A 9,824-nucleotide genomic window follows, 5' to 3' on the forward strand; every position below is an offset into this window, starting at 1 on the left:
GAACCGGCCCCTTCTCCCGGTATAGAGACGGGGAGAAGGGAGATATCGGCGACCTTGTCATCGCTACTCGGCCTTCACCTCCATCACGCCGGTGGCGGTGCGGGCCGAATATTGCGGCCGGTACATATCCTCCACCGTTGCCGCCGGATGGGCGTAGGTGCCGGGCGTCACGGCGCGAACGACATAGGCCAGCGTGATGTTGCGGTCGTGGTCGCCTTCATTGGGGTTGAAGGCGGCGACGAAGCGGTCGTCGCGGAACTCCAGATGCGCGGCGTCGGTCTGCGCCAGCCAGGAGAAGTTCGACAATTGCGCGCTGGAAACCAGGCCTGGATTGTCGATCTCGAAGCCGGCCGGCAACAGATCGGTGATCAGGAGCCGCGACGGCCATTTGTTCTGCTCATAGACCTTGAGCACGACCACATAGCGCTCGTTCTGCTTGGCCTCGGTGACATTGGCCTCGGTGCCGTCGAGCTTGTAGTAGGTGCGCGCGATGGTGAAGCCGTCGCCGCCGGCCGGCAGCGGCTCGACCGGCGCGGCCACCGCAGTCACCACCGCCTGCAGCGGAGTCGCGCCGGTGTTGGCGATGGTGAGCGGGCTGTCGACAAGGTTGCTGCCGGCGACCTGGTCGGAATAGCCGCCCGAATGCGGTGCGCCGTTGACGGAAAGCGTGATGGAATCATTGCCTTCCTTCAGCGCCCGCGCGGCGAGCAGCATCCAGGATTCGTCCTGCGTGCTCGTCCAGCGGGTGTCGGCGCGCGCCACGCCCACCAGCTTGATCAGCTGCGGCATGATGCTGGGCACCGGCTTCGATTCCGCCGCCAGCGCCAGCAACGCCGCGCCGTCGCGCAGCCGCGAGCCGTAGTCCGAGCGGTACCAGTCGTAGTCGGTTTCCGACTGCGCCAGCCTGAGCGCCGTCTGGAAGGTGGCTTCCGAACGCTGCGTGTCACCGTAGAGCGCCAGGCTTGCCGCCAACTGGGCGACGGCCATCGGGCTGGAGAAGGCTTCGAGCTGCGTGTCGGCATAATAGCGCAGATCGCCGATCGAGGCCTTCTTGTTGCGGGCGAGCACGTAGAGCGCATAGGCGATCTCGCTGCCCTTGTCCTGGACATCCTGGTCGTAGCCGAGCGAGTTCTGCAGGTTGTTCAGCGCCTGGTTCATGGCCAGCGCCGGCACATCGTACTTTTCCTCGCGCGCCCGGGTCAGGAACTCGGTGACATAGGCGTCGAGCCACAGATCGCCGGAGCCAGGCCCCCAGAGGCCGAAGCTGCCGCTTGCCGCCTGATAGGACAGCACCTTGTAGATGGCGTCCTGGATGCGGCCATGCAGGTCCGGATCGGTCTCCATACCGATGCCCTTGGCCATGTCGTTGACATAGAGCAGCGGCATGGCGCGGCTGGTGGTCTGCTCGGCGCAGCCATAGGGGTAGCGGTCGAGCGACATCAGGAGCGACGGCACGTCGAGCGCGGACGACTGCGAAACGCCGACGCTGACCGAAGCGCCGTCGAGCACGCTTGCGGCAAGCAGCTCCTTGTCGACGCGCAACGAGCCGCCGTGGGGCTTCAGGTCGACAACCATGCGGTTGGTGACCGGAAGCTGCGCCGGGCGCACCGGCAGATAGAGCGTCTGCTCGACTTCCGTGCCGTCCGCATGCGCGAGCTTAATGGTGACCGACGCATCGCCCGCGGTCTTGGCGACCAGCGGGAATGTGAGCGACTGGCGCTTGCCCTGGGCGAGCGTCAGCTTCGCAGGCAGCGGCTTGTCGCCGGTCGACAGGTCGCCGGTCGTGGTGACCGAGAGCGCATAGTCGCCGGCCGGGCCTTCGGTGTCGGCGATGTCGAGGCGCATAGTCGCCGCGTCGCCCGGCGCCAGGAAGCGCGGCAGGCCTGCGGTGATCACCACCGGATCGCGCACGATGACGTCGGTCTGGGCATGGCCAACCGCATCCTTGGTCCAGGCGACGGCCATGACGCGCACGGTGCCGTTGAACTGCGGGATGTCGAAATCGACGCGCGCTTTGCCGTTTGCATCGAGCTCGACCGGGCCGGTGAAGAAGGCGACCAACTTTTCGGTCGGCGGGCTGCCCTGTGCCTGCATGTTCGCCCCGTCGCCGCCAGTGCGTATCTTGCCCATGGTGCCGAGCGAGCCGTCAATCAGGCGTCCATAGAGGTCTCGGATCTCCAGCCCCAGCATGCGCTGGCCGAAGAACCAATCCTCCGGATCGGGCGCCTTGTAGTTGGTGAGGTTGAGGATGCCGACGTCGACGGCAGCCACCATCACATAGGCATTGCTGCCCGCCTGGGCGCCGCTGACGGCGACCGGAATCGACAGCTGCTGGCGCGGCACGGTTTTTTCCGGCGGCGTCAAGCTGACCGCGAGCTTCTTCGAGCTCGGATCGACCGACAGCCATTGGATGCCGATGGCGCGGGCCGGCATGCGTGATTCCTGCGCGTCGCCGGGCCGGAACAAGGTAGCGGTGACATAAGCGCCGGCGCCCCAGTCGTCGCCGACAGGGATGTCGACGGTGCTGCCGCCGGCCGGCACCGAAGCGGTGACGGTCTTCAACAGCTTCTCGGCACCGATGGTGACCAGCAACTCGCCGGCGAAATGCGGCGAGACCTTCAGCTTGGCAACTTCGCCGGCGGCGTAGGTATCCTTGTCGAGGGCGATCTCCAGGCCGTCCGGCGTCTCGGTGGTGGTCGAGGCGACATACCAGCCGGCATCGAACTCATAGCTGGTCGCCGGACCGTCGGGATCGGCGGTCTCGACCTCGAGCCGGTAGCGGCCCCAGTCGACGGGCAGCGACACCGTCGCCTCGCCATCGGCCTTCAGGTCGACCGCGCCATTGGCAACGGCCTTGGTGAGGTTCACTGCTTCGTAGTTCCAGGAATTGTTGGAACGGTACCACTGATAGTTCCGCTCAACCTTGACCAGCGACCACTGCGCGCCTTTCAGGTCCTCGCGCTTGCCGTTCGGGTCGACGGCGATGATGCTGAACTTGGCGGTTCCGCCTTGCGGCACCTCATCGCCCTCGAAATTCGGGCGAATGCCGATGACGTCGCGCTGCGGGCGAACGCCGATGTCGAGCGACCGCTCGACGGCGCGGCCGCCGGCCTCGCGCATGCGCACGGTGACCTTGGCGTTGACCAGCTTGGTGGTCGACGGCAACTGGGCGATCGTGACCGGGAATGTCGCCTTGCCGTCGTCGCCGACCACGGGAAGGTTGGCGAGAGGCGTGACGGTCGGCTCGCTCGACTGCTCGTCGGCCAGACCGAAGCTGAAATCCTTGAAGCTGTCCCGGGCACTGGTGGTCGACAGCGTCAGCTCGCCTTCAAGCGCGAGGCCCGCGGCCGGCGCGCCATAGAGGAAGCGGCCGTCGACGGTGGCATTGGCGGTTTCGCCCTGGGCGATCTCCTTCTTGTCGGCGGTCAGGTCGAATTCGATGCGATCCGGCACGAAGTCTTCCACCAGGAACATCTGGCTGGCGACCGGCGACTGCTTGGGATCGGTGTAGATCGACACCGTCCAGGTGCCGCGCATGGCGTTGGCCTCGAGCGGCAGGTCGACGGCGTGGCCGCCGGCGGACTCGCCATTGCTGACGATACGGCGGTTCTCGACGCCGTCGGGGCGGGTGAAGATGAAGGTGAGCGGCAGGTTCTCGACCGCTTTGGCGGCGCCGTCGCGGGCAAGGGCCGCGACATGCACGTCCTCGCCGGCGCGGTAGATGCCGCGCTCCGTCCAGGCATAGACGTCGAGCGCGCCCGGCGAGGCGCGCCCTTCGACGCCGCGATCCGACAGGTCGAAGCCGGCCTTGCCCATGTCGAGGAAGACGAAGTCGTTGTCGCCCTGCTTGGCCATCAGCACGGCCGGCCCCATGCCGTTTTCGCCGCGGGTGAGGCCCGGATTGAAGACGGCGTGGCCCTCGGCATCGGTGGTCGCCGTGCCGAGGATCTCGTTGTTCTTGGCAAGCAGCGTCAGTTCGGCGCCGGATGTCGGCTTGGCCGAGCCCAGCGAACGGGCAAAGACGTTGAGGCCGTCCTGGCCGGTGTAGGTGGAAAGGCCGATGTCGGAGACGACGAACCACTGCGTGGCGCGTGAACCATAGTCGTCGCTCTTGTCGTCGACCGGCTGCGCGGTCAGCACATAAACACCGGGCTTGCGCTGCGGGATCGCCTCGTCCACCGGGAACGAAGTGGTAACCTCCTTATTGAGATCATTGGCGATATCGAGCGTGCCCGACCAGACGGGCGCGCCCATCTGGTCGGAAATGGTGGAGATGTCATAGCCATCGAGCTGATGCAGGAACTGATAGCCGGACAGAAGCTGCGCCAGCGAACGATCGCCGATGCGGTAGAGCGTCATCTTGGCGGCGTTCATGTTGACGGTGACGACCGGAACGCCGCGGCGTGCGCCGGCCGGCAGCACGAAGCTGTCGCCGGTGAAGCGGGCGGACGGGGCACGGTCCTGGATGTAGATCGACAGCACGACGGGCGCGGCGATCGTCTCGCCGAGCGCCGACGGCAGTCCGGTGCGGAAGGTCACGTCATAGTGCTGGCCGTGTTCCAGGCCTTCGACGCAGATCTGCTTGTCCTTGGCCTCGACGGCCTTGGGCGCGGCGTTGTCGACCGTCACGAACTGCGAATAATCGACTCCGGTCTTGACCAGTTCCTCGGAAAACTGGGCACAGATGCGCGGCAAGGAGGAATCGGCATCGACGGTGTGCTCGACGACGCGAAAGCCCTTGCGCGCCTTGAGGTCGGCATAATCGGCCTGGACGGCCGGCGAGCTCACCAGCGCAAGGCTCGCCTCATAGGCCTGCAGCGACGGCCGGTAGAGATCGCGCTTGTCGAGGCCCGCGCCAAGCAACGCCAGCGCCTCGGCCCGGGTCTTTGCCGTGCGCACCAGCTTGTAGGCGTTGAAGGCCGCCGAGGTGGCGTTCATCGGGAAAGTCGAGGGTTCGGTGGTGTTCGACGCCGGCTGCACGGCAAGCGTCTCGCGCGCCAGCGCAAGCCACAGCGCCCCGTCATCGGGCAGGACCGAGACCGCGGCCTGGAATTTCTGCATGGCAAGGCGATGGTCGCCGGTAAGCGACGCCTGCTCGGCGGCGGCTTGCAGGGCGGCAAGGCCCTCGGTCGGCTTGTCGTAGGCAGGATCGGTCAGCTTGTTGCGGAACTGCTGAGCCTGGTCGGCCATCCAGTTGGGGAAAAAGGCCAGTGCCGGCGGGGCGCCGATATCCGGGTCGCCATCGACATTCGCGACCTTGCCGGCGACGGCGCCGGTGAAGGATTTCAACTGGTTATAGTCGGATTTGAGGAAACACCATTTGGCCTTGGTGTTGTAGGTGAAGGCCCGGCAGGCGGGATCGCCGAGGCAAGTTGTCTTGCACTGGTCGAGGCTGACATTCTGCTCCGACCTCAGGTCGAAACCGAAATAGTCGGAATTGTCGGTTGTTACGATTCGCCGGGCTTCGGCGGCAAAAGCCGCCCCGCCCAGAGCGAAAAAGATGAGAAGAAGGAAAGAGAGACCACGAGCCGCGCGCATTGCCATACCACCCTCCAGACATCGCCAGCGTCCGGCATGATCAAGCTTCGTGCAGGCTTGTCAACGCCGGAGCGCCGCGGGTTTATTACCCGCGAACGGTTTCCATGCCGGCCAAAGGCCGGTATTTCGACAGAACCTCTGTGAGACGGATCACACTTTCTTGCGAAATCGCAAAAGGTGTGAATTCCAAGCCCGGTCTGTTTCAGACAATTGGATTGTGGCCCCTTTACGAACGTTGCGGAACTTCATTCCAATTTTAGTTTTGTCGACTAGGTTGTCTTAATGCCGGCGCATGAAACGCAGATGTCAAAGGGGATCGCGCCAGGGCGCGGGCTCCCGCGCGCCCTGCTTTTGGCGCTCGTCTGCTCGACCGTGCTGGCCGCGGAGGTGCGGCAGGCGGCGGCTTTCGAGATTTTCGGCATCAAGCTTTGGGGCTCGTCCAAGGACGAGGATGCCGACATCGTCGATCCGCTGCGCTACTCGGTGACGATCAATGCGCCTGATGCCGACAAGGATCTGATCAAGAGGCTCGAAAACGCCTCGGCGCTGAAAAATGACCAGGATCATCCGGTGTCCGGATCGCTCGGGCTGATGGCCAAGGCGCGCGGCGACCGCGAACAGCTCGTCGCCGCCCTCTATGCCGATGCCCGCTACGAAGGCGTGGTCACCATCACGATCGAGGGCAAGTCGATCGACGAATTGCCGCCGGATGCCGAATTCACGGGGCCACAGCCCATTCCGGTGGTCATTACGGTTTCCCCCGGGGCGAAATTCACGCTTGGCAACATCCGGCTGAAGGGCGATGCGGCGGGGTTGGCGGCAGCCGATTTCGGCCTGATCGCCGGCGGCGATGCCAGCTCCGGCGCGGTGCTCAAGGCCGAAGCCCTGATCGTGCGGGCCTTGAAGGAAGAGGGTAGGCCGCTTGCCAAGGTCACGGAGCGCGAGATTATCGCCGAGCATGCCAGCTCGACGCTGGACGTGACGCTGACGGTGGCCGCCGGCCCGGTTGCGGGCTATGGCGACACGACGGTCGAGGGCACGGAAAAGGTCGATCGCGACTTCACCGAGTATATGACCGGGCTGAAACGGGGCCAGCAATATTCGCCGCAGGAGATTGACGATGCCCGCGACCGGCTGCTCGGCCTCGAAGTCTTCAACAGCGTGACCATCAAGGAAGGCGACCGTCTCGATGCCAACGGCAATATCCCGATCGGCGTCCAGGTCAGCGAGCGCAAGCCGCGCTATTTTGGCGTCGGCGGCACGTTCTCGAACACGGAAGGTCTGGGGCTCGAAGGCTATTGGGGCCACCGCAACCTGTTCGGCCAGGCCGAGAAGCTGCGCATCGACGGCTCGATCAGCGGCATCGGCAGCAACAGCCTTTCCGCGCTCAACTACAATGCCGGCGTCATGTTCGAGAAGCCGGGCGTGCTCGGGCCGACCTCAAAGTTCTTCACCGGCGTCAAGACAGTGCTCGAACACCCCGATGCCTACGACCATTTCTCGGTCAAGGGCGATGTGGGCGTTTCCTACGACCTCGACAAGAAGCAGCGAGTCTCGGCCGAATTCGATCTCGATTATTCGAAGATCACCGACGTCTTCGGCAAGCATACCTATCTGATCGCCAGCGTGCCGCTGCAATATGTCTATGACAGCCGCGACAACAAGCTGAACCCGACCAGGGGGTTCCGCTTCCTCGCCTATGCCGAGCCGAGCTACGACATATTGAACGGCGCGGCCTTTCTGAAGCTGAAGGGCGAAGGCTATGCCTATCAGTCGATCGACACGGCAAGCCGGTTCGTGCTTGCCGAACGCGCGACGCTTGGCTCGATCGTCGGCACCGGGCTGCAGAACGTACCGGCCGACCGGCGCTTCTATTCAGGCGGCGGCGGCTCGGTGCGCGGCTATGCCTATCAGGGCATCGGCCCGAAGGACATCAACGGCCAGCCGATCGGCGGCCTCTCCTACTTCGAAACCTCGGTCGAGATGCGCATCGGCGTCACCGATACGATTGGCATCGTGCCCTTTGTCGATGCCGGCACGGTCTCGACCAAATCCTTCCCCGATTTCTCGAATGTGAAGGTCGGCGCCGGCGTCGGCCTGCGCTATATTACTCCCTTCGGGCCGTTGCGCATCGACGCTGCCGTGCCGCTCAACCGCGATCCGGGCGATCCGCATTTCGGCATCTATGCCGGCATCGGCCAGGCGTTTTGACGATGAAGATCTTCTGGCGCATTCTCCGCATCTGCCTCTACGCGCTGCTCATCCTGCTGGTGGTGGCGATCGGCGCGCTGGTCGTTCTGACCGGCACCGAAGGCGGCCGCCAGAATCTTGCCGGCCTCATTTCGAAGATGGCTTCCAACGAGGACCGCAAGGTCACGATCGCCGGCATCGAAGGCATCTGGTCGGGCGCGCTCAGGGTCGACCATGTCGTGCTGGAAGACCGCGCCGGCCCCTGGATGGTGGCGCGCAAGGTGGCGCTCGACTGGTCGCCGGCGGCGCTGCTGTCCCGGAATTTCAATGCCGACCGCTTCGCCGCCGAGCGCATCGAGCTGGCGCGGCTGCCGCAGCCGAGCCAGCAGCCATCGCAAGGTGGCTCGACGAGCCTCCCGGTGTCGATCGACGTGAAGCGGATCGACCTGCCGGAGATCGCTCTGGGACAGGAGCTTGCCGGCAGCGGCATCGCCGAACTGGCCGCCAAGGGGTCGCTCAGGGCCGATCCGTCGCCGCTGGCGGTAGAAAGCGTTCTCAACGTCAGCCGGCATGACGGCAAGCAAGGCAATGTCGACGCCAAGATCCACTTTGCGCCGGCCGACAACAAGCTCGACCTCGACCTCAAGGCGTCGGAGCCGGCCGGCGGCATCATCGCCAATTTGCTCAAGCTGCCGGATGCGCCGCCCGTCAACATCGTCGTTTCCGGCAGTGGGCCTTTGGCCAACTGGAGCGGCGTCGGCACCTTCATGGTCGACGGCCGGATCGTCAGCCAGTTGACCGGCCGGCACCAGCTCACCGACAAGGGCCACCGCTTCGAGGCCAAAGGCGACGGCCGGTTCGAAGGGTTCCTGCCGGAGAAGATAAAGGCGCTGTTTGCCGGCAAGACGAGCTTCGACCTCGCCGGAACGGCGACCGCGTCGGGTGGGATCGATATCGAGCAAGCCATCATAGAGAGCGCGTCCGTGCACGGCGCCGCGACCGGCAATGTCGATCCGAAGGGTGCCAGCGGCCTGTCGGTCGAGCTCTCGGCAAAGGACAAGCCGGTCACCGTAGATGTCGGCAACAGCGCCGTTCCGATCCTGGTCGCGGTCGAAAAAGCCACGGTGCGCGCCTTCGGCGACGGCAAGGCGCCGATGGTCGATATCGGCACGTCCCTTACTTCGGTGGCGGTCGGCGGCACGCAGCTCAACAATATTACGGGCGAGATCCATTCCGACGGCTTCGATGTCGAGACCCTTAGCGGCCCGGTCGCCATCAAGCTCGCGGCCGCCGGCCTGAAGACCGATGTGGCGACGCTGGCGCCGCTGGTGACCGGCAAGCTCGCCGCGGACCTTTCCGGCACGATCAGCCGCGAGACCGTGACCATCGACAAAGGCACTGTGCGCAGCGATGCGCTCAATGCCGGGCTGACAGCAAATGTGGCGCTGGCCGACCTTTCGATGACGCTGAAGATGAATGCCGACGCCGTCTCGAAGGCATTGCCGCCGCAGATCAGCTCGCTGCTTGGCGAGCGGGTGAAATTCTCGGCCACCGCCACGCGCGATCCGCAGGGCGCGTTCGCCGCCAACTCGCTGGAGATCAGCTCGGGCTCGCTCAGCGCCAGCGGCACCGGCAGCATGCAAGGATCGGATATCCAGGCCAGCGTCAAAGGCACGTTGGGCGACGTCTCGCCACTGTCGTCGCTCGCCGGCACGCCGCTCGCGGGCGGGGTCAATTTCGCGCTGACGACCACCGGTCCGCGCTGGGCGCCGGATTTCTCCGTTTCAGCCGACAGCGCCAGCCTGACGGCGGCCGGCCGCACGGTGAAGGACATCAAGCTCTCGGCCAAGGGCAAGGCCGACATCGCGAATCCCACGGCCGAAATCTCGCTGACCGGCAACGCCGAGGGGCAGGCGCTAGACATTGCAGCCTCGCTGGTGACGGCCGACGGCAAGCGCTCGATCAGGGGTCTCAGCCTGTCGCTCGGCTCCAACAAGGTGTCGGGCGATCTCGCGCTCGACGACAAGTTCCTGCCGCTCGGCACGCTGACGCTTGCCGTGCCTGACATCGGACCGCTTGCGGCGCTCGCGAATCAG

At 65.2% G+C, this 9,824-nt stretch carries 2 protein-coding genes and 1 pseudogene; 2 read left to right on the plus strand and 1 reads right to left on the minus strand.

Annotated features, from left to right (window positions below; genetic code table 11):
* Positions 1 to 63: 63 nt before the first annotated feature.
* Positions 64 to 5,544, minus strand: a complete 5,481-nt coding sequence (locus LB528_RS26145) for an alpha-2-macroglobulin family protein (RefSeq protein WP_224716808.1) — start codon at positions 5,542 to 5,544, stop codon at positions 64 to 66.
* Positions 5,545 to 5,820: 276 nt separating this feature from the next.
* Here LB528_RS26145 and LB528_RS26150 point away from each other — a divergent pair, with 276 nt between their 5' ends.
* Both LB528_RS26150 and LB528_RS26155 read left to right on the plus strand, forming a co-directional pair.
* Positions 5,821 to 7,749, plus strand: a complete 1,929-nt coding sequence (locus LB528_RS26150; RefSeq protein WP_224716809.1) for an autotransporter assembly complex protein TamA — start codon at positions 5,821 to 5,823, stop codon at positions 7,747 to 7,749.
* A gap of 2 nt (positions 7,750 to 7,751) precedes the next feature.
* A pseudogene (locus LB528_RS26155) lies at positions 7,752 to 9,824 on the plus strand (translocation/assembly module TamB); the annotation flags it as partial.

The organism is Mesorhizobium sp. CA4, from assembly GCF_020165075.1.
Lineage (GTDB): Bacteria > Pseudomonadota > Alphaproteobacteria > Rhizobiales > Rhizobiaceae > Mesorhizobium.